The sequence below is a fragment of the Microbacterium sp. BH-3-3-3 genome, from assembly GCF_007679045.1.
In the GTDB taxonomy this organism is placed as follows: Bacteria; Actinomycetota; Actinomycetes; order Actinomycetales; family Microbacteriaceae; genus Microbacterium; species Microbacterium algihabitans.
The window spans coordinates 499926-518548 of record NZ_VEFS01000002.1; the positions used below are offsets into that span (position 1 = coordinate 499926).

Genomic DNA, 18623 nt, shown 5'->3' on the forward strand with positions numbered 1-18623 from the left:
GCCGCCTTAGCTCAGACGGCAGAGCGATTCACTCGTAATGAATAGGTCAAGGGTTCGATTCCCTTAGGCGGCTCCGAAGGCCCTCACCCGCTTCCACCGGGTGGGGGCCTTTTTGTATCCCGCGCGACGAGCCGGGGGCCGGTGACGGCGCCCGATAGGCTGAGGGGCGCCTCGTTCCGCGCTCGCGCGACGGCGTCTTTCCGCCCGCTACCCCGCAGGAGCCCCCGTGTCGAATGCCCTCGATGCCGTCATCGAGATCTTCACGTGGGTGGGCCTCGGCGGTGGTCTGCTCCTCGCCTTCGCGGCGGTGTTCCTCTTCCTCGCCGACGGCACGTGGATGCCCGCACGCGCCGTGGTGGAGCACGTCGAGGGTGGGCGCGTCGTGCGGTGGTTCGACGACGACGGCGGGGTCAACGAGGCGCCGCTGTCCGCGCACGACGACGCGAAGGTCGGCGCCGCGGACATGACCGACATCTTCTATCGCCGGGGGAGTGCGCACCGCATGCGTCTGACGAAGTCGTCGCCGCTCGTACGGTTCGTCTCGTTGCTGGCCGCCGGGGTGCTCTCGCTCGGGACCATCGCGTTCGTGATCTCGATCGTGCTGTTGTTCGCGCGCGGGTGATCCATGCCCGGCTCCCGCGCGGCCCGCGAAGGTCGGACTTGACGAACGGACCATATCGCTAGATAAGCTAGCAATATGCCCGACGCTCCCGCGCCCGCCCGCCGCCGTTCACGCCGCCTCGACGATCGATCGACGGCGTCGCGCTGGTTGCGCATCGGCATCCCGAGCCTTCTCGTGCTCCTCTGGGTCGTGGGCGGCTCGATCGGTGGACCGTTCTTCGGCAAGGTCGACCAGGTCGCCACCAACGACCAGTCGTCGTTCCTGCCTCAGTCGGCGGATGCCACCCGGGTCAGCGAGCGCCTGACCGATTTCGTGGGCAGTGACACGATTCCGGCCATCGTCGTTGCCTCGTCCGCCGACGGCAGTGCCCTGACCGATGAGCAGGTGACCGACCTGCAGACGCTCGCCACCGACATCGCGGGTCTCGACGGCGTCAGCGGGGAGGCGTCGCCACCCGTGGTCTCGGACGACGGGCAGGCCGCGCAGATCTTCGTGCCCATCGACAGCTCGGGCGAGGTGCGCGACGTCGTCGAGCAGGTGCGCGAGAAGGTGTCCGCCGAGGTGCCCGCGGGCATCGACGCGTGGGTCACGGGTCCCGCCGGCTTCACCGCCGATCTCGCCAAGGGCTTCCTCGGGATCGACGGGCTGCTGCTCGGTGTCGCGTTGATCGCGGTCTTCGTCATCCTCGTGATCGTCTACCGCTCGCCGCTGCTGCCGGTGCTTGTGCTGCTGACCTCGGTGTTCGCGCTGTGCGTGGCGCTGTTGACCGTCTGGTGGCTCGCCTACGCGGGCATCGTGGTGCTCAACGGCCAGGTGCAGGGCATCCTGTTCATCCTCGTGATCGGTGCCGCGACCGACTACGCGCTGTTATACACGGCGCGCTTCCGCGAGGCGATCGGCGAGGGTCGCAAGAGGTGGGATGCCACGACCCGTGCCTGGCGCGGTGCGTTCGAGCCCATCCTGGCCTCGGGTGGCACGGTCATCGCGGGCCTGCTCTGCCTGCTCCTGTCGGATCTCGCGACGAACCGGGCCCTCGGTCCGATCGCCTCGATCGGCATCGCCTTCGCGGTGCTGTCGGCGCTGACCTTCCTTCCGGCCCTGCTCGCCCTGGTGGGTCGTGCGGCGTTCTGGCCCTTCCTGCCCAAGCCGGGCAGCACCGCCCTGCCCGACGACTTCACGCAGCCCGCCAAGGGCCTGTGGCCGCGGCAGGCGCGTTTCGTCGCGCGTCGGGCCCGCCCCGTCTGGATCGTGTGCACGCTCGTGCTCCTGGCCGCGTGCGTCGGGGTGACGCAGCTGCGCGCCGACGGCGTGCCCGCGAGCGACCTGGTGCTGGGGGCGTCCGAGGCGCGCGACGGTCAGGCCGCGCTCGCCGAGCACTTCCCGGGCGGCTCGGGAAGCCCCGCGTACGTGCTGGTCCCCGAAGCGCAGGCGGCTCAGGCCGTCGAGGTGCTCGATGGAGCGACAGGCGTCGACGCCGTAGCCGTGCTCAGCGGCGACGCGCCCGGCGGCCAGTCGCCGGTGAGCGTCGTGGACGGCGCCCTGCAGACCACGGCGTTCGGGCCTCCCGGCACGCCCGCCCCCGCGCCCACCGTCTCGAACGGCGACGTACTGCTCGCGGCGACGCTCTCGGACACCGCGGATTCGCCCGCCGCCGACGAGGCGGTGCGGCAGCTGCGCGTCGATCTCACCGACCGGCTGGGTGAGGGCACCGCCCTGGTCGGCGGCGTCACGGCCACCGACATCGACTCCATCGACACGTCCATCCGCGACCGTTCGCTGATCATCCCGATCGTCCTCGTGGTGATCCTGCTCATCCTGATGGCGCTGCTGCGCTCGATTGTGGCTCCGCTGCTGCTGATGGGAACCGTGGTGGTGTCGTTCGGCGCCGCCCTCGGCGTCAGTGCGCTGGTCTTCGATGGCCTCTTCGGCTTCCCGGGCGCCGACCCCGCCGTCCCCCTGTACGGCTTCGTCTTCCTCGTCGCGCTCGGGGTGGATTACAACATCTTCCTGATGTCGCGCGTGCGGGAGGAGTCGCTCGCGCACGGCACCCGCGCGGGCATCCTGCGCGGCCTGGTCGCCACCGGCGGCGTCATCACCTCGGCGGGACTCGTGCTGGCCGCCACGTTCGCGGCGCTCGGCGTCATCCCGATCCTCTTCCTCGCGCAGATCGCCTTCATCGTCGCCTTCGGTGTGCTGCTCGACACCTTCGTGGTGCGCTCGTTGCTCGTGCCCGCCCTCGCGTACGACCTCGGTCGACGCATCTGGTGGCCCTCGAAGCTCGGCCGGCAGGAGCGGGCGGATGCCGACGCGCCTAGGCTCGAGGCATGACCCGGGCCCTGTTCATCGTCGACGTCCAGAACGACTTCACCGAGCACGGCGCTTTGGGCGTCGAGGGAGGGGATGCGGTCGCCGAGCGCATCTCGCGCTTCCTCGAGCGTCACGCGGGGGAGTACGCCGTGATCGTCGCCTCGCGCGACTGGCATCATGGCGATGACGACAACGGCGGGCATTTCTCGTCGACCCCCGACTTTGTCGACTCGTGGCCCGTGCACTGCGTCGGTGGCACCCCTGGCGCCGACTACGACGAGTTCTTCGACACCTCGCGGGTCACGCACCACCTCAAGAAGGGGCAGGGCAAGCCCGCCTACTCGCTTTTCGAGGGAGTGTCCGACGAGGGTGAGACCGCCGCGCAGATCCTCGAGGCCCACGGCATCCGCGACATCGATCTGGTGGGGATCGCGACGGACTACTGCGTGCGGGCCTCGACCCTCGACGCGCTGGCGGCCGGTCGGGGGGTGCGGGTGTTCACCGACCTGATCGCGGGGGTGCACCCCGACTCCAGCGCCACCGCTCTCGCCGAGCTCGAGGCAGCCGGTGCGCGGCTGACCCACTCGGCGGAGTGAGCTCGGCTACACGCACCCGGTCGGGTCGTCGTCGTCGGTGCGGGGGATCGAGAGGGTCACCGTGGTGCCCTCGCCGGGTGCGCTGACGAGGCGCAGTCGACCGCCGTGGGCATTGGCCACGCGTTGTACGCTGGCGAGCCCGATACCCTGACCGCCGTCGCCCTTCGCGGCGTAGCGGCCGCGTTCGCCGTCGTTCGTGATCACCGAGAGATCGTCGGGGTGGATGCCGCGGCCGGTGTCGCGCACGCGCACGGCGGCACCCTCGTCGGTCTCGAACACCGAGATCTCGATCTCGTCGTCGGAGTACTTGGCCGCATTCTCGAGCACGTTCGCGATGGCGCGGCGCAGACCCAGGACGTCTCCGCAGACCGGAACGGGGTCCATCTGCGCATAGACGACGCGCTCGGACGCGGCGCCCGGGAGAACGAGTGCGACGGCGCCCCGGGCGACGAGATCCATGGTGGCGCGGTGGCGACCGCGCGTCGACTCCGGGTTGACGTTGGCCATGAGCGCCTCGGCCATCGCGACCATGTGGTCGCTCGCCTCGCCGGCCCGCTGCAGCAGGCGATTGTCGTCGCCGATCTCCTCGCCGATCAGGTCGAGGTAGCCGCGCAGCGCCGTCACGGGGGAGAGCAGGTCGTGGGCGAAGGTGCGCTGCAGGGCGACCCGCTCGTCGGCGGCCTGCTTCTCGCCGGTCAGGTCGCGCACGATCTTGACGAACCCGAGCACCTGGCCCTGGTCGTTGCGGATCGCCGAGATCGTGACGCGGGCCCAGAACTCCGAGCCGTCGCTGCGCAGGCGCCAGCCGGTGTCTTCGACGTGACCGTCGCGCTGCGCGGCGGCCAGCAGTGAGTCGGGCACCCCGCGTCGGCGGTCTTCTTCACGGTAGAAGCGCGAGAAGTGCGATCCGAGGATCTCGTCTTCGCTGTAGCCCTTGATGCGCTCCGCGCCGAGGTTCCAGCCGCGGACGAACCCGCCGCTGTCGAGCTTGACGATCGCGAAGAGGTCGACCTGCTCGTCCCAGTCCTGAGGGATCGAGCGCCGGATGCTCGTCAACGGGTGCGCCGGGTCGACCCCGGGCGCGACGGGCGGAGTCGGGGGTTCTTCGGGCACGCTGCTCATCGGACGGCACGGGCGCGGGTCGGGATACTCGCTGAAGCCATGCATCGATCATGGCCCCCCGGTGGGGCGGACCGACAGCGATTGACATTCGCCGAACCGGTCCGCTCCCGTGTCACGAGACGGTGACGAGGGTGCGCTGCCAGCCGCTCGAGCCGTCGGGGGCGATGGGCGCCTGGTCCTGGATCTGCACGTTGCCTTGCGCGTCGGTGGCCCGGACCGCGATGTAGTGCGTGCCGGCCTCGGCGGTCCAGTCGAACTTCCACTGCACCCATGACTGGGCGTTGATGGGCGTCGAGAGCTGCGTCTGCTGCCACTCGCCGTTGTCGATGCTGACCTCGACCTTTTCGACGCCGATCGGCTGGGCCCAGGCCATTCCGGCCACGACCACGGGTCCGGCGGCGATCGGCGTGCCGATCTTGGGGGTGTCCACGCGCGACGACATCTTGATCGGCGCCTGCGCGGCGTACCCGCGAGGGGTCCAGTACGCCTCGTCCTTGTCGAAGCGGGTCACGGTGAGCTTGGTGACCCACTTCGTCGCCGAGACGTAGCCGTACAGACCCGGAACGACCATGCGCACGGGGAACCCGTGCTCGAAGGGCAGCGGTTCGCCGTTCATGGCCACCGCGAAGATCGCGTCGAGGTTGTCGTCGGTGAGCGAGGAGAGGGGAGTGGATGCCGTGAAGCCGTCCACGCTCTCGGAGAGCACCATGTCGGCATCCGCCTGCACACCCGCCATCCGCAGCACGTCGCGGATCGGCAGCCCCGTCCAGATCGCGTTGCCGACGAGGTCTCCGCCGACCTCGTTCGACACGCAGGTGAGGGTCACGCCGTACTCGTCGAGGCCCATGTTGACGAGGTCGTCGAAGCTGAGCTCGATGGGGTTGTCGACCATTCCCTCGATCGACAGGCGCCACGTGGTGGGGTCGACGTTGGGAACGCTCAGCGCCGTGTCGACGCGGTAGAAGTCGGCGTTGGGGGTGATGATCGGGCTGAGGCCGTCGATCTCCCAGTTGGCGTCCGCGGGGACGGTGACGGTCGACCGCGCGGCCGGCAGACGCAGGGCGTCGCGAGCGGCGGCGACCGACGAGGTCGCCGCGTTCAGCACACGTGCGCCCACTCCGACGACGACGGCGCCGACGGCGGTGAGGCCGGTGAAGAGCAGGAAGTGGCGGCGGTCGGTGCCCGTGGCCTCGACGTTCTGCGCGGTGGCGGCCGCCACCCAGCGACGCAGGCGGACCATGGCCAGCATCAGCACGAGGATGCCGGCGATGGTGCCGGCGACCGGGGGGAGCCAGCTGAGGGCGCCGGCGCCGGTGCGCGTGACGATGGCGGCGGTGGCGAGGATTCCGCCGATGCCGAGCAGCACGACCCCGACGAAGCGGAAGCGGTATTCGAGGACACCGGCGACGGCGGCCGCGACGGCGGCACCGAGTCCGACGCCGGCGAGCAGGGCGATCTTGTCGCTCTCGCCGAACAGGGTGATCGCGAGCTCCTTCAGGGGGCGCGGGACGATGTCGACGATGAACGAGCCGACCGCGAGGATCGGGCTCGCCGAGCGGGCGACCAGTGCCGCAAGGGCCTCGGCGACCGCCAGCAGTGCTGCCGCCGATACGATTCCGGCGAGTGCGGCCCAGATCCAGGCGTGGGGGCGGCGCACCGACGCCTTCCGGTCGGTCTTCGCCGTGGTGTCGGTGGTCATGGCATCCCTCATCTCCGGCCGTCGCGCACGCGTGACGAGGCCTCACACCTCATTCGGAGCGGAAGGGGAAACGGATGCCGTGGGGGTGAGTGCGAAGAGGGCGACGCCCGACGCGATGAGGGCCAGGGCGAGGGCCAGTCCGGCCGTGACCGGCTCGCCGAGCAGGGGGGCCGCCACGACCGCGGTGAGCACGGGGCTGAGCGCGCCGGCCGCCGCGGGGATGCTGCTGCCGAGGTTCTTCACCGCCACGACGTAGCAGGCGGTCGACAGCAGGCCGGTCCCGATGCCCTGCACGAGGGCGTAGCCGCCGAGGGCTCCCAGGTCGATGGAGCCCGAGAACAGGTGCGACGGGGGGCGCCGGTTGCGGCGAGCACCGCGGCACCGAGGAGTGAAGTGAGCGAGACGACGACGATCACCCCGACGGGGTCGAGGCGCGTGCGAGCGAGGCCCACCGTGTACGCCGCCCACACGAACCCCGCGGCCAGCAGCACGGCGATGCCGCCGGGGCCGGCCGATCCGCCGGTGAAGACCGCGCTGGCGGCGACGCCCGCGACGATGGCGGCGAGGGCGAGGGCTCGACGGCGGGGGATGCCGCGCCGGCTGCGCGCGAAGAGCAGGAGGGTGACGAAGAGGGGCACCGTCCCGGGCACCAGCAGGCCGGTCAGGGCGGCGGAGGTGAGGTGGGCGCCCCACGCGAACAGCAGGTAGTGGGGGAGTCCGGCGAGCAAGACCAGCGCGACGATGAGCGCCCGCTCCCGGCGGAGAGCGCGAAGCGTGCGGGGGATCCAGGGCGACAGCACGAGCGCGGGCACCGCGAACCGCACGATCGCGGCATCCCCCATCGTCAGTCCGGCTCCCTCGAGGGCCCGCGCCGACAGGGCGAACGACGACCAGAGCGCGACGACCGCGGCCACGGCCGCGAGGCCGATCACGGTGAAGCGAGCGAGCGCGGGGTGGCGCGGCAGGGCGAACGTGGTCACCCGCTGAGCGTAGGGATTCGCCGGTGGCAGGCGATTGCGAAAGTTGCCCGGGAATCGTTGGTCTTGGCAGAATCTGCCGTATGACGGCTCTCGATGGCATCGACAAGCGGATCCTGCACGATTTGCAGCAGAACGGCCGTCTCACGAACCAGGAGCTGGCCGATCGTGTCGGCCTCTCGCCCTCGCCGTGCCTGCGGCGCGTGCGCCACCTCGAACAGCAGGGGGTCATCGAGGGCTATCGCGCCGTCGTCGCCTCGAAGGTCGTCGGGCTGAGCATCACCGCGTTCGTGCGACTACGCCTGGCGACGCACGAGGGGGCGACGGTGGATGCCGTGGAGCAGCGCCTGCGCGCGATCCCGCACATCGTCGAGGCGCACCTGCTGGCGGGTGACTGGGACTACCTCGTGCGGATCGTCACGCCGAGCTTCGCGGAGTACGAGCGCCTGCTGCGGGAGCACCTGCGCGCGATCCCGTCGCTGGCCTCGATCGACACCACGTTCGCCTTCGCCGAGACGAAGCCGCTCTCGCCGCTCCCGCTCGGCGAGGAGACCGCGCGCCGCTGATCGGATCGACCGGTCGCCCGATCAGGAGAGGAACGCCACTGGCAGGTCGGCGATCGGGAGACCCGAGGCGGCGATCTCGCGCTCGATCGCCGCGTGGTGTTCGGCGGGGGCGGTGAGCTGCACCTTCTCGGCCCCGTCGATGGGGGTTCCCCCGCCGCCGAGGAAGAGCGCCGTGGCTCCATAGGTGTCGATGAGTCGGGCGAGCAGGTCGTGATAGCGCTGCGCCTCGCCGGGGCCGACGACGACGCCCAGCTGCGGGCCGCTCACCTCCACGGGAGTGCCGGGGCCGACGCCCGCGGCCGTCCGCAGCGCGTCGGCGCCGGCGACGAGGGGGAGAAGGCGGTCCGCCATCTCGCGGCCGTCGATCGTCGAGATCCCCAGGCGCGCACCGTCCCAGATCGCGGCCTGCACGGTCTCCCCGGGCGCGAGTCGGCCGATCTCGGTCACGACCGGGGCGGGATCGAACCCGACGTCGGGACACCCGTCGTCGGCCTCGCCCGCGAAGGAGACGCGCGTGTCGGCGACGGTGACCACGTCGAAACCCCACGACACGGCATCCGAATACTCCGACGCGCACGCCAGGCGCCAGACTTCGTCGAGGTCGTCATCGGAGACGGTCACCGAGAGGGACGTGTGCGGCTGGACGAACAACGGCGCCTCGACCCAGCGTTCGCTCTGCACGTCCGTCACCCCGGGAATCGAGCCGACCTGCGCGCTCAACGCGTCGAAGGCGGGGTCGGAGCGGGGGAAGCGCGTCTCATCGGCCATGAGGCCGAACATCAGCACGCCCCCGCCGAGAACGGCGATCGCCGCCGCCGCAGCAGCGACGACGGCGATGCGGGACCGCAGGTTCTTCGGCATCCGTCGACCTCCTCACCCGGAGGGTACGAGGGTCGCGTGAACGCCGGGAGAACTCAGCGCGTGTTCGTGCGGACGCCGCGCTGTTTGCTCATCTTCGCGATCACCTTGCGGCGGATCTTCTGCACCTTCGGGTCCTTCCAGACCCGGTAGGCGACGGTCCCCGCGGCGGCGGCGCGCCCGATGGCCGTGCGGGCGATGACGGCGCCCGCGAGGGCGACCGCTCCGGTCCCGATCCAACGTCCGACTCCCATGGTGACTCCTCTGCTCGCGTCGTGAGGTGTCCACCCCACACGATCGAGCAGCGGATGCCGTGCCGCTTGCGTCACCGCGGGCGATATGCCTGCGCTCAGCGGACGGCGGCGCCCACGGGGGCGGCGAACGGCTCCAGGGCGGCGATCACGTCGTCGGAGAGCGTGGCCTTGCTCGCGTGCACCGCGTCGTCGACCTGGCTCGGACGCGAGGCGCCGATGATCGCGGTGGTGACCACGGGGTCGCGCAGCACCCACGCCACCGCCAGTTGCGGGATCGACAGTCCCGCCTCGCGGGCGACGCCCTCGATGCCGCGGATGCGCTCGAGGTAGTCGTCGGTGAGGGCGCTGCCGTCGAGGAAGCGGCTGTCGGCGGCGCGCGAGTCGGCCGGAACGGTGCCGTCGAGGTACTTGGCCGTCAGCAGACCCTGAGCGAGCGGCGAGAACACCGCGCTGCCGACGCCGAGGTCGCGCAGCGTCGGGAACAGGTCGGCCTCGGGCGTGCGGTCGAACAGCGAGTACCGCGGCTGGTGCACGAACAGGCGCACGCCCTCGGCGGCGAGCAGCTCGTGCGCGCGGCGGGTGAGGTCGGCGGGGTAGTTCGAGATGCCGACGTAGAGCGCCTTGCCGCTGCGCACGATGTCGACGAGGGCGGTGACCGTCTCTTCGATGGGCGTCTCGGGGTCGACGCGGTGCGAGTAGAACACGTCGACGTAGTCGGTGCGCATGCGGGTGAGGCTCTGCTCGAGGGAGCGCATCAGGTACTTGCGGGATCCGCCGTCGCCGTAGGGGCCGGGCCACATGTCGTAGCCGGCCTTCGTCGAGAGGAACAGCTCGTCGCGGTAGGGGCGCAGGTGGCTGTCGAGAACGGTGCCGAACGTCGACTCGGCGGCGCCGTAGGGCGGGCCGTAGTTGTTGGCGAGGTCGACGTGCACGACCCCGCGGTCGAACGCGTGCAGGAGGATCTCGCGCTGCGAGTCGAGCGTGCGGCCGCTGCCGAAGTTCTGCCACAGACCGAGAGAGATGCGGGGTAGACGGATGCCGCTGACACCCGCCCGCGCGAACGGGACGTCGTCGTACCGTGCGGTAGACGCGGTGAAGGCGGAGGTCAGGCGGGGGTCATCGGCAGCGATGGGCATGGACCGACTCTGCCACGGATGACCCGGTGCGCGCGTCAGGCCGGGACGCGCGCCAGTTCGTCGCGCAGGATGCGGGCGCCGGCGGAGAGCGCGCTCATCTTGTCGAACGCGACCTGGCGCGGCAGGGGGGCCATGCCGCAGTTCGAGCTCGCGATCAGCTTGTCGGCGTCGACGAACTCCAGGGCGCGCCGCAGGGTGTCGGCGACCTCGTCGGGCGTCTCGATGTCGTGGCCGGCCACGTCGACGGCGCCGAGCATGACCTTCTTGCCGCGGATGAGCTCGATCACATCGATCGGCACGTGCGAATTGTGGCTCTCGAGCGACACGATGTCGATACTCGAGCTCTGCAGCAGCGGGAACGACTGCTCGTACTGGCGCCACTCCGCGCCGAGCGTGGCCTTCCAATCGGTGTTGGCCTTGATGCCGTAGCCGTAGCAGATGTGCACGGCCGTCTCGGCGCGCAGGCCCTCGACCGCGCGCTCGAGGGCGGCGATGCCCCAATCCTTCGTCTCGTCGAAGAAGACGTTGAACGCGGGCTCGTCGAACTGGATGATGTCGACGCCCACCGCCTCGAGCTCCTTGGCCTCCTGGTTGAGGATGGTCGCGAACTCCCAGGCGAGCTTCTCTCGGCTGCGGTAGTGGCGATCGGCGAGGGTGTCGATCATGGTCATCGGGCCGGGAAGGGCCCACTTGATCGGGCGATCCGTCTGCTGCCGCAGGAAAGCGGCATCCGCGACGAACACCGGCTGGCGACGGCCGACCGCGCCCACGACGGTGGGAACGCTCGCGTCGTAGCGGTCGCGGATGCGCACCGTCTCTCGGTTCTCGAAGTCGACGCCCTCGAGGTGCTCGATGAAGGTCGTGACGAAGTGCTGACGCGTCTGCTCGCCGTCGCTGACGATGTCGATGCCGCGGCGCTCCTGCTCCTGGACGGCGGCGCGCAGGGCGTCGTGCTGGCCCTCGGCGAGGGTGTCGCCCTCGAGCTCCCAGGGCGACCAGAGCACCTCGGGGCGGGCGAGCCACGAGGGCTTGGGGAGGCTGCCGACGAGGGCGGTGGGGATGAGCGCGTTCACGGTGGGGGTCTCCGGGGAAGTCATCGGGTCGGGAGGGCGTCGGCGACGAGCCAGGCGTCGAGCACCGCGCGGTGCGGCGTCACGAAGTGCTCCTCGGTGTAGCGGCCCTGCGTGATGCCGAGGCGGCTGCGCTCCTCGCGGTCGTAGGCGATATCGGTGCGCGTGAAGTCGCCGTGCTCGAGGGTCGGACGGAAGACCTCGCCGGCCGGGGAGTGGGCGTTGTAGATCTCGGGGCGGTAGATCTTCTGGAACGTCTCCATCGTGGCGATCGTGCCGGCCAGCTGTAGGTCGGTGTAGTCGGCGAGCAGGTCGCCCTCGAAGTAGAACGCCAGGGGAGCGACGCTGCCGTGCGGCATGAAGTAGCGCACCTGCAGGCCCATCTTGCCGAAGTACTCGTCGGTGAGGCTGAAGCTGTCCTGCTCGTACTCGAAGCCGAGCACGGGGTGCTCGACGCCGGTGCGGCGGTAGGTGCGGCTCGTCGAGACGCTGATGCACACGACGGGCGACTGCGCGTAGCGCTCGCGGTAGGCGGTGGAGCCCAGGAAGTGCTGGAAGAGCTTGCCGTGCAGGATGCCGAAGTCCTCGGGCAGGGTGAAGGGCTTGCCGTCCGCGTTGGCCGCCGGCAGCAGCACGCTGAAGTCGTAGTCGCGCAGGTACGACGAGAAGTTGTTGCCGACGATGCCCTGGTGGCGCTCGCCGGTGGTGGTGTCGACGACGTGGATGTCGAGCACCTCCAGCAGCGGGAACTCGCGGTCGGCGCCGGCGTCGTCGTCGAACTGCAGGTGGGCCGAGACGATGTCGAGCTCGACGCTGTACGTATCCGCGCCGCCGCCGACGAGGTCGTTCACGCGGCGGTCGATCATCGCGAGGGCGTTGCGCAGGTTCTGCTGGCGGTGCTCGCCCCGGGCGAGGTTGGCGAAGTTGGTGGTGATCCGCGAGCTGCTCGACGGCGCGTAGTCCTCGTCGAAGCGGGTGGTGGAGATGCGGAACGTGATGTCGTTCGCCATGGCGAGCCAATCGAGAAGGGCCGGGTGGGCCGTGCGGTGATCGTGTCTTCATGGTGCGCTTCGACCGGAGTCATCGGGTAATTCCGTTGAACTATGCAGAGGTATAGCCTTCGACTATGGCTAGGCGATCGAGCGGCATCACCCTGCAGCAGCTGCAGTACTTCATCGAGGTCGCGGCCGAGGGCTCGATCAGCGCGGCGGCCGACCTGCTGTTCGTCGCGCAACCCACGATGTCGGCGGCGATGCGCGACCTCGAGACGCGCGTCGGTCGCGACCTGCTCACCCGCTCCGCGCGCGGGGTCACGCTGACCGTCGACGGTGTGGAGTTCCTCGGCTACGCCCGCCAGGTCGTCGAGCAGGCCGAGCTGCTCGAGCAGCGCTACCTGGGGCGCCCGCCTTCGCGTCGCCTGCTCGGCGTCTCGGCGCAGCACTACTCGTTCGTCGTCGACGCGTTCGTGCGGATGGTGAAGGCGACGGATGCCGCGGAGTACGAGTTCTCCCTGCGCGAGACCCGCACCTTCGACATCATCGAAGACGTGCGCACCCTGCGCAGTGAGGTCGGCGTGCTCTTCCGCAACGACTTCAACCGCAACGTGCTCGACAAGCTGCTGCGGGACTCGGGACTCGCCTTCCATCCGCTCTTCCGCGCCGAACCGCACATCTTCGTCTCGCGGCGCAATCCTCTCGCCGGGCGCGAGCGCGCGAGTCTCGACGACCTCGCCGACCTGCCGCGCCTGACCTTCGACCAGGGCGCGAACAACTCGTTCTACTTCGCCGAGGAGATCCTCTCGACCCTGTCGAGCCGCCAGGAGATCCGCGTCTCGGATCGCGCCACGATCTTCAACCTCATGATCGGCCTCGACGGCTACACGATCTCGACCGGCATCATCAGCGACGACCTCGACCCCGAGATCGTCGCCGTGCCCCTCGATGTCGACGAGCGCATCGAGATCGGCTGGATCGGTCGCACGGCCATCCCCCTCACCGAGCAGGCGCAGCGCTACCTCGCCGAGATGCGCGCCGTGGTGGCGGAGTTCGGGGTCGAGCTGATCGGCTGACGGCCGGCTCGGGTCGGTGAGCGGTTCGCCGTCTAGACCCCACGCGTCGGTGCCAGGATGAGGCATGGCATTCGGGATGGCCCGCGACGTGTTGCGCCCCACGGACTCCTCGCGCGCGGACCGGGTGACGTACGTCGAGCTGTTCTTCGACTTGATGTTCGTTCTCGCGCTGACGCAGTTGTCCGCCTACCTCTTCGAGAACCAGACTCCGCTCGGCGCGTTCGAGGGCGTCATCATGGTGTGCGCACTGTGGTGGGCGTGGGTGTCGACCACCTGGGTGACCAATTGGCTCGACCCTGTGAAGCTTCCCGTGCGCGGAGTGGTCGTCGCTCTGGGGTTCGTCGCGCTCGTGATGAGCGTCTCGATCGCGGAGGCCTTCGGTGATCGAGCGTGGGCGTTCGCCGTGGCCTACGTCGTCCTGCAGATCGGGCGCACGGGATTCATCGTGTGGGCGACCGTTCGTCACGACCGGAGGGCGGCGCACGATTTCGCTCTGATCCTCGGATGGACCGTCGTCGGGGGCGCCCTCTGGATCGTCGGTGCCGTGCTGCCCCCTGCCGGGCAACTGCCGTTGTGGACCGCGGCGCTCGCTCTCGAACTGCTCGGCACGATCCTGGGGTACCCGATACCGGGTCGAGGAAAAGTGCGGCTGCAGTCGTGGGATCTGTCCGGCCCCCACATCGCCGAACGCACGGCGCTCTTCGTGCTCATCGCGGTCGGCGAGGGATTGCTCGTCACCGGCCTCGCCTTCGTCGAGAAGGAGTCGTCCACGTCATCGGTGGCGTCGCTGGTGACCGCGTTCGTCGCCGCCGCGGCGGCGTGGTGGATCTACTTCGATCACGGCGAGCGCGTCGGCGCTGAGGCGATCGAGGCGTCGGACGAACCAGGCCGACTCGCTCGCACGGCGTACACCTGGGTGCACCTTCCGATCATCGGCGGGATCGTGTTGCTGAGTGTGGGCGACAAGGAAATGCTTTCGCATCCCGACCAGCGAAGTGCCGCCGCGACCATCGTCATCGTCGGCGGGCCCCTCCTCTTCCTCGCGGGCACCGTGCTGTTCCGGCGCACCCTCGAACGGCGGTGGCCGAGAGCTCAGCTGTTCGGCCTCGTCGGTCTGGCCGTGCTTGCGGGGATGGCCCTTCTCTTGCCTGTCCTCGACGCGCTCGGATTGTCGATCGCGGCCGCGATCCTTCTCGCCGGTGTCGCAGCCGCCGAGACCGTCGAGCGGGTGCGTCGTGGGCGCAGAGCGGGGGGATGAACGCACCTCTGGCGGCGCAAGCGCGCGACGGCGGCGGAGAGCGTCGCGTCCGGTCCGACGGCGTAGTGCTCCGAGAGGGAGAGAGTGGGCCCGGAGGGGCTCGAACCCTCGACCCGCGGATTAAAAGTCCGATGCTCTGCCAACTGAGCTACAGGCCCTGATGTCTCCAGCGTACCGGGCGCGAACGGGCCCGCGTGTTCACCGGCGCGTGCGCGCCACGATCCAGAACAGGTACGCCCCGCCCACCACGCCCGTGACGAGCCCGACCGGGATCTGCAGGGGAGCGAGCGCCCGCTGCGCCACGACGTCGGCGATGAGCAGCACCGTCGCGCCGATCGCGGCCGACCCGACGAGGGGGATGCCGCTGGTGCCCATCACCCTCCTCGCCAGCTGGGGTGCGGCGAGGGCGACGAAGCCGATCGGTCCCGCGACGGCGGTGGCCGTGCCGGTCAGCAGCGCGGCCACGACGATGAGCACCAGCTTGGCGCGGCCCGTGCGCACACCCAGCGAGCGGGCGGTGTCGTCACCGAGCTCGAGCGCGCGGACGTCGCGGTGCACGACGACCAGCACCGCCGACAGCACGATCAGCGAGCCGAGGAGCAGGGCGACGTCGGATGCCGAGGCGGCCACGAGACTGCCGAAGAGCCACTGCGTCGCGTTGCGCGCGATCTCGAGCGGCGCACGTGTGAGCAGGTAGTCGTTGACGGCCGAGAGCAGCATGCTGAGCGCGATCCCCGCGAGGATCGTCTTCTCGCGCGAGATCCCGACCCGCCGGGCGATCATCATGACGACCACGACCGTGAGCAGCCCGCCCATCCACGCACCGGCCGCCGGCGAGGCGGTGGGAGCGATGAGGGTCAGCCCGATCAACGCCCCGGTGGCCGAGCCGGCGCTGAAGCCGACGATGTCGGGGCTCGCGAGCGGATTGCGGGCGAGGGTCTGAAACACCGCCCCGGCGAGCCCGAGGGCGGCACCGATCGCGAGCGCGGCCGAGATCCGGGGAACCCGCAGGCCCAGCACGACGAGCGAGGTGCGCGCATCGCCCGTGCCGGAGAGGGCGGATGCCACGTCTCCCACCGACGCCTGGAACGAACCCGTCGTCAGCCCGACCACCGCCGCCACCGCGGCGACGACCAGCGTCACGCCGAGGGCGATCACGGGACGGCGGGAGCGGCGTCGCACGAGCGCGGTCACGGCGTCTTCCGCAGGATCAGCCACAGCAGCAGGGGAGCGCCGACGAAGGCGGCGACGATCCCCGCCTCCACCTCGCCGGGAAGCGCGATGACGCGACCGATGACGTCGCTCGCGAGCGTCAGGGTGGCGCCGCCGACCGCCGCGAGGGGGAGCGAGGAGCGAAGGCCACCGCTCGCCGATCCGCGGACGAGGTGCGCGACCAGCAGTCCGATGAACGCGAGGGGGCCGGCCGCGGAGGTGGCCGCCGCGCAGAGGATGGTGATCGCGGCACCCGCGCCGAGGATCACCGGGAGCGGGGAGACGCCGAGTGCTCGGGCGAGGTCGTCACCGAGACGCAGCTGATCGAGGCCGCGCGCGACGACGACCGCCAGCACGATGCCCACGACGGCGAACGGGAGCAGCTGGCCGGCGACGCCGGGATCGCGTCGCTCGAACGAACCGACCGCCCAGAAGCGGAACGACTCGAACGTGTCGTCGTCCGCGAGCGTGATGATGCGGACGAGCGCGCCGAGGCAGGCACTGAGGGCGACCCCCGCGAGCACGAGCCCGACGGTGTCGCTGCGTCGCCCGGGTCGGGCGGCGAGGGTGACGAGCACGGCCGCGCCGGCTGCCCCCGCGAAGGCGAACCAGACGTAGCCGCTCGCGGTCCCGATGCCGAACACGGCGATCGCGACGACGACGCCGAGGGCGGCGCCCGCGTTCACCCCGAGAAGTCCGGGGTCGGCGAGCGGGTTGCGGGTGAGCGCCTGCATGAGCACCCCGGCCACGCCGAGGCACGCGCCCGCGAACACGGCGGTGATCGTGCGCGGCAGGCGCAACTGGTGCACGATGACGCCCCCGGCATCCGTGCGATCCGAGAACAGCGCCGAGACGACGTCGGGCGGCGAGAGTGCCCGCGATCCGACGGCGAGACTCGACACGATCACGCCCATCAAGACGACGGTGAGGCCCAGCGTGACGACGGCGATGCGCGCTCGCGAGCGGCGACGCAGGCGCGCCGGGGAGTCGGCATCCGCAGACACGGCCGGGTGGATGTCGAGCACAAAGGTAAGGATAACCTAACCCTGTGACTGCTTTTCGTTCCCTGTCTTCCCGCCACCGTTTCCGTCCCCTCGTCGCCGCTCTCGGTGCCGTGGCCGTCGTCGCCCTCGCGGGCTGCGCCGGCCCTGCCGCCCCCACCTCGAAGGTGGATGCCGAAGCCGCGGCGACCGGAGAGTGGGTCGTCTCGCGCGATCTCGAGCCGGGCATGGGTTCCGACGAGGCCGACGGCGTCTTCCCCCGCGAGGTGACGCACTTCGAGGGGGTCACCGAGGTCCCGGCCGCGCCGACGCGCATCGCGGTGGTCTCGACGGGGCAGCTCGATGCGGTGCTCGCGCTCGGCGACGTCCCCGTTGCCGCGACCCGGGCCGAGAACAGCGGGCTCGTCCCGCAGTACCTGCGCGACGCGTTCGCCGACGACGCGGCGTCGCTCGACGCGATGACCGACATCGGAGAACGCACCGAGCCCGACCTCGAGGCCATCGCGCAGGCGGCGCCCGACCTCATCCTCATCAACTCGACACGCGGCGAGGCGCTCTACGACGCACTGTCGGCGATCGCGCCGACGGTGGTGACGAAGGGCAACGGAGTGAACTGGAAGAGCGACTTCCTGCTGATCGCCGACGCCCTGGGCGACGAGGGAGCGGCTCGCGGTGTGCTGGATGCGCTGCAGAGCGACAGCGCGGACTTCGCCGCGACGCACGCCGTAGAGGAGCCGACGGTGTCGTTCCTGCAGTCGACCGGCGATCGCACGCGCATCATGGGCGTGCCCTCGTTCGCGGGCGGGATCGCTCAAGACCTCGGTCTCGGACGCCCGGAGTCGCAGCGGTTCGACGAGACGTCGCAGGAGATCAGCGCCGAGCAGATCGACCTCGCCGACGCCGATCACGTGTTCTACGGGGGAACAGGGCAGGGTGTCTCCTTCATCGAGGACGCCCCGCTGTGGTCGACGCTCTCCGCCGTCGCAGACGGGAAGACGACGATCGTCGACTTCGACCCCTGGTTCATGAACGCCGGCCCCGTCGCGGCACGGCTCGTGCAAGACGAGATCGTCCGCGTCCTGGGTTCGTGACGAACGAAAGCGAGCGCCGGACCCCCTCGCCTGGGGTCCGGCGCTCGCCGTCAGGATCGATCACTCAGTGATCGGTCGGATGCGCGTCGCCGCGCGTCCGAGGACTTACATCGGGGGCATCAGCACCGAGTCGATGAGGTACACCGTGGCGTTGGCCGTCTGGACGCCACCGCAGATGACGTTGGTCGAGCCGTTGACGGTGATCGCGTCACCCGAGCCGGCGACGGTCACGTCCTGGCCCTCGACGGTGGTGTGGGTGCCGTCGATCTCGCTGGGCGAGAGCTGGCCGGGGACCACGTGGTACGTGAGGATCTTGGTCAGGGTGGCCGAGTCGGTCTTCAGCGAGTCGATGGTCGCGGCGTCGATCTTGGCGAACGCGTCGTCGACGGGGGCGAAGACGGTGAACTCGCTGCCGTTCAGGGTGTCGACCAGGTTCACGTCGGGGTTCAGCTGGCCCGAGACGGCTGCGGTGAGCGTCTTGAGCAGCGGGTTGTTCGACGCGGCGACGGCGACCGGGTCAGCGGCCATGCCCTCGACCGAGCCGGCACCGGACGGAACGGCGGCGGCGTAGTCGGCGCAACCGGGGCCCACGAGGTTGGAGGCCGGGTCCATGGCGCTGGACGAAGCCGACATCGACGGCGATGCGGACATCGACGGCATCGACGAGGACTCGTCGGTGGTGGAGCCGCCGGCGGTGGAGCCGCCCGAGCAGGCGGTGAGTGCGAAGGCCGAGCCCAGAACGAGGGCGAGACCAGCAATAACGGGCTTCTTGTTGGTGAGCATGAC

At 70.4% G+C, this 18623-nt stretch carries 19 protein-coding genes and 2 tRNA genes; 8 read left to right on the forward strand and 13 right to left on the reverse strand.

Annotated elements, in window-relative coordinates; translation table 11 throughout:
* The 4 genes from FS769_RS10220 to FS769_RS10235 all read left to right on the forward strand — a co-directional run bounded on the left by FS769_RS10220 (nt 1) and on the right by FS769_RS10235 (nt 3525).
* A tRNA-Thr gene (locus FS769_RS10220) sits at nt 1-73 on the forward strand.
* Nucleotides 74-226: 153 nt separating this feature from the next.
* Complete coding sequence (locus tag FS769_RS10225; protein WP_144833042.1) at nt 227-622, forward strand: hypothetical protein; 396 nt, start codon at nt 227-229, stop codon at nt 620-622.
* A gap of 75 nt (nt 623-697) precedes the next feature.
* Nucleotides 698-2950 carry an efflux RND transporter permease subunit gene (locus FS769_RS10230; protein WP_144833044.1) on the forward strand — a complete coding sequence of 751 codons (2253 nt, stop codon included), beginning with the start codon at nt 698-700 and terminating at the stop codon, nt 2948-2950.
* Complete coding sequence (locus tag FS769_RS10235; RefSeq protein ID WP_144833046.1) at nt 2947-3525, forward strand: isochorismatase family protein; 579 nt, start codon at nt 2947-2949, stop codon at nt 3523-3525. Before FS769_RS10230 ends, FS769_RS10235 begins: the two co-directional genes overlap by 4 nt.
* Before the next feature lie 6 nt (nt 3526-3531).
* Here FS769_RS10235 and FS769_RS10240 read toward each other — a convergent pair whose 3' ends face one another.
* The 4 genes from FS769_RS10240 to FS769_RS10255 form a co-directional block, all read right to left on the reverse strand.
* On the reverse strand, nt 3532-4638 hold the full coding sequence (locus FS769_RS10240; protein WP_260979734.1) for a PAS domain-containing sensor histidine kinase: 1107 nt from the start codon (nt 4636-4638) through the stop codon (nt 3532-3534).
* Nucleotides 4639-4759: 121 nt separating this feature from the next.
* Nucleotides 4760-6346: a molybdopterin-dependent oxidoreductase gene (locus FS769_RS10245; protein ID WP_144833049.1), complete on the reverse strand. Its 1587-nt coding sequence runs from the start codon at nt 6344-6346 to the stop codon at nt 4760-4762.
* A gap of 42 nt (nt 6347-6388) precedes the next feature.
* Nucleotides 6389-6640 (reverse strand): hypothetical protein, encoded by a 252-nt coding sequence (locus FS769_RS10250; protein ID WP_144833051.1) that lies wholly within the window; start codon nt 6638-6640, stop codon nt 6389-6391.
* Nucleotides 6586-7326 carry a hypothetical protein gene (locus FS769_RS10255; protein ID WP_144833053.1) on the reverse strand — a complete coding sequence of 247 codons (741 nt, stop codon included), beginning with the start codon at nt 7324-7326 and terminating at the stop codon, nt 6586-6588. The genes FS769_RS10250 and FS769_RS10255 overlap by 55 nt, the downstream gene beginning before the upstream one ends.
* A gap of 80 nt (nt 7327-7406) precedes the next feature.
* Between FS769_RS10255 and FS769_RS10260 the strand changes: the two genes are divergently transcribed.
* Complete coding sequence (locus FS769_RS10260) at nt 7407-7889, forward strand: Lrp/AsnC family transcriptional regulator (protein WP_144833055.1); 483 nt, start codon at nt 7407-7409, stop codon at nt 7887-7889.
* Between the two features lie 21 nt (nt 7890-7910).
* Here FS769_RS10260 and FS769_RS10265 read toward each other — a convergent pair whose 3' ends face one another.
* From FS769_RS10265 to FS769_RS10285, 5 genes are all read right to left on the reverse strand, one after another.
* Nucleotides 7911-8750, reverse strand: coding sequence for a hypothetical protein (locus FS769_RS10265; RefSeq protein WP_144833057.1), 840 nt, complete (start codon nt 8748-8750; stop codon nt 7911-7913).
* Nucleotides 8751-8803: 53 nt separating this feature from the next.
* Nucleotides 8804-9001 (reverse strand): hypothetical protein, encoded by a 198-nt coding sequence (locus tag FS769_RS10270; protein WP_144833059.1) that lies wholly within the window; start codon nt 8999-9001, stop codon nt 8804-8806.
* Nucleotides 9002-9096: 95 nt separating this feature from the next.
* Nucleotides 9097-10137 carry an aldo/keto reductase gene (locus tag FS769_RS10275; RefSeq protein WP_144833061.1) on the reverse strand — a complete coding sequence of 347 codons (1041 nt, stop codon included), beginning with the start codon at nt 10135-10137 and terminating at the stop codon, nt 9097-9099.
* Between the two features lie 35 nt (nt 10138-10172).
* On the reverse strand, nt 10173-11210 hold the full coding sequence (locus FS769_RS10280) for a methionine synthase (protein ID WP_144833062.1): 1038 nt from the start codon (nt 11208-11210) through the stop codon (nt 10173-10175).
* Between the two features lie 20 nt (nt 11211-11230).
* The gene (locus FS769_RS10285) at nt 11231-12217 is read right to left on the reverse strand and encodes a putative oxygenase MesX (protein ID WP_144833064.1); all 987 of its coding nucleotides are present in this window, start codon (nt 12215-12217) and stop codon (nt 11231-11233) included.
* A 116-nt stretch (nt 12218-12333) separates the two neighbouring features.
* Here FS769_RS10285 and FS769_RS10290 point away from each other — a divergent pair, with 116 nt between their 5' ends.
* Together FS769_RS10290 and FS769_RS10295 are read left to right on the forward strand one after the other, a co-directional pair.
* On the forward strand, nt 12334-13275 hold the full coding sequence (locus tag FS769_RS10290; protein WP_144833066.1) for a LysR family transcriptional regulator: 942 nt from the start codon (nt 12334-12336) through the stop codon (nt 13273-13275).
* 64 nt (nt 13276-13339) lie between these two features.
* Nucleotides 13340-14533 carry a low temperature requirement protein A gene (locus tag FS769_RS10295; RefSeq protein ID WP_144833068.1) on the forward strand — a complete coding sequence of 398 codons (1194 nt, stop codon included), beginning with the start codon at nt 13340-13342 and terminating at the stop codon, nt 14531-14533.
* A gap of 85 nt (nt 14534-14618) precedes the next feature.
* On the opposite strand, the gene FS769_RS10300 is transcribed toward FS769_RS10295, so the two are convergent.
* The 3 genes from FS769_RS10300 to FS769_RS10310 all read right to left on the reverse strand — a co-directional run bounded on the left by FS769_RS10300 (nt 14619) and on the right by FS769_RS10310 (nt 16770).
* A tRNA-Lys gene (locus FS769_RS10300) sits at nt 14619-14691 on the reverse strand.
* A 40-nt stretch (nt 14692-14731) separates the two neighbouring features.
* Entirely contained in the window at nt 14732-15751 is a 1020-nt protein-coding gene (locus FS769_RS10305) for an iron chelate uptake ABC transporter family permease subunit (protein ID WP_144833070.1), read from the reverse strand.
* A complete protein-coding gene (locus tag FS769_RS10310; protein ID WP_144833072.1) occupies nt 15724-16770 on the reverse strand; it encodes an iron ABC transporter permease in 1047 nt (348 codons plus the stop codon). Before FS769_RS10310 ends, FS769_RS10305 begins: the two co-directional genes overlap by 28 nt.
* Before the next feature lie 23 nt (nt 16771-16793).
* On the opposite strand from FS769_RS10310, the gene FS769_RS10315 reads away from it, so the two are divergent.
* Nucleotides 16794-17837, forward strand: a complete 1044-nt coding sequence (locus FS769_RS10315) for an iron-siderophore ABC transporter substrate-binding protein (RefSeq protein ID WP_230705179.1) — start codon at nt 16794-16796, stop codon at nt 17835-17837.
* Nucleotides 17838-17942: 105 nt separating this feature from the next.
* On the opposite strand, the gene FS769_RS10320 is transcribed toward FS769_RS10315, so the two are convergent.
* Nucleotides 17943-18620 carry a fasciclin domain-containing protein gene (locus FS769_RS10320; protein WP_144833073.1) on the reverse strand — a complete coding sequence of 226 codons (678 nt, stop codon included), beginning with the start codon at nt 18618-18620 and terminating at the stop codon, nt 17943-17945.
* Between the last annotated feature and the right edge of the window lie 3 nt (nt 18621-18623).

Excerpts from the sequence above, each read along its gene's own strand:
- FS769_RS10230 (WP_144833044.1), top strand. The coding sequence starts at position 698 with ATGCCCGACGCTCCCGCGCCCGCCCGCCGCCGTTCACGCCGCCTCGAC.
- FS769_RS10235 (WP_144833046.1), top strand. The coding sequence starts at position 2,947 with ATGACCCGGGCCCTGTTCATCGTCGACGTCCAGAACGACTTCACCGAG.
- FS769_RS10245 (WP_144833049.1), bottom strand. The coding sequence starts at position 6,346 with ATGACCACCGACACCACGGCGAAGACCGACCGGAAGGCGTCGGTGCGC.
- FS769_RS10260 (WP_144833055.1), top strand. The coding sequence starts at position 7,407 with ATGACGGCTCTCGATGGCATCGACAAGCGGATCCTGCACGATTTGCAG.
- FS769_RS10265 (WP_144833057.1), bottom strand. The coding sequence starts at position 8,750 with ATGCCGAAGAACCTGCGGTCCCGCATCGCCGTCGTCGCTGCTGCGGCG.
- FS769_RS10270 (WP_144833059.1), bottom strand. The coding sequence starts at position 9,001 with ATGGGAGTCGGACGTTGGATCGGGACCGGAGCGGTCGCCCTCGCGGGC.
- FS769_RS10275 (WP_144833061.1), bottom strand. The coding sequence starts at position 10,137 with ATGCCCATCGCTGCCGATGACCCCCGCCTGACCTCCGCCTTCACCGCG.
- FS769_RS10285 (WP_144833064.1), bottom strand. The coding sequence starts at position 12,217 with ATGGCGAACGACATCACGTTCCGCATCTCCACCACCCGCTTCGACGAG.
- FS769_RS10290 (WP_144833066.1), top strand. The coding sequence starts at position 12,334 with ATGGCTAGGCGATCGAGCGGCATCACCCTGCAGCAGCTGCAGTACTTC.
- FS769_RS10295 (WP_144833068.1), top strand. The coding sequence starts at position 13,340 with ATGGCATTCGGGATGGCCCGCGACGTGTTGCGCCCCACGGACTCCTCG.
- FS769_RS10320 (WP_144833073.1), bottom strand. The coding sequence starts at position 18,620 with ATGCTCACCAACAAGAAGCCCGTTATTGCTGGTCTCGCCCTCGTTCTG.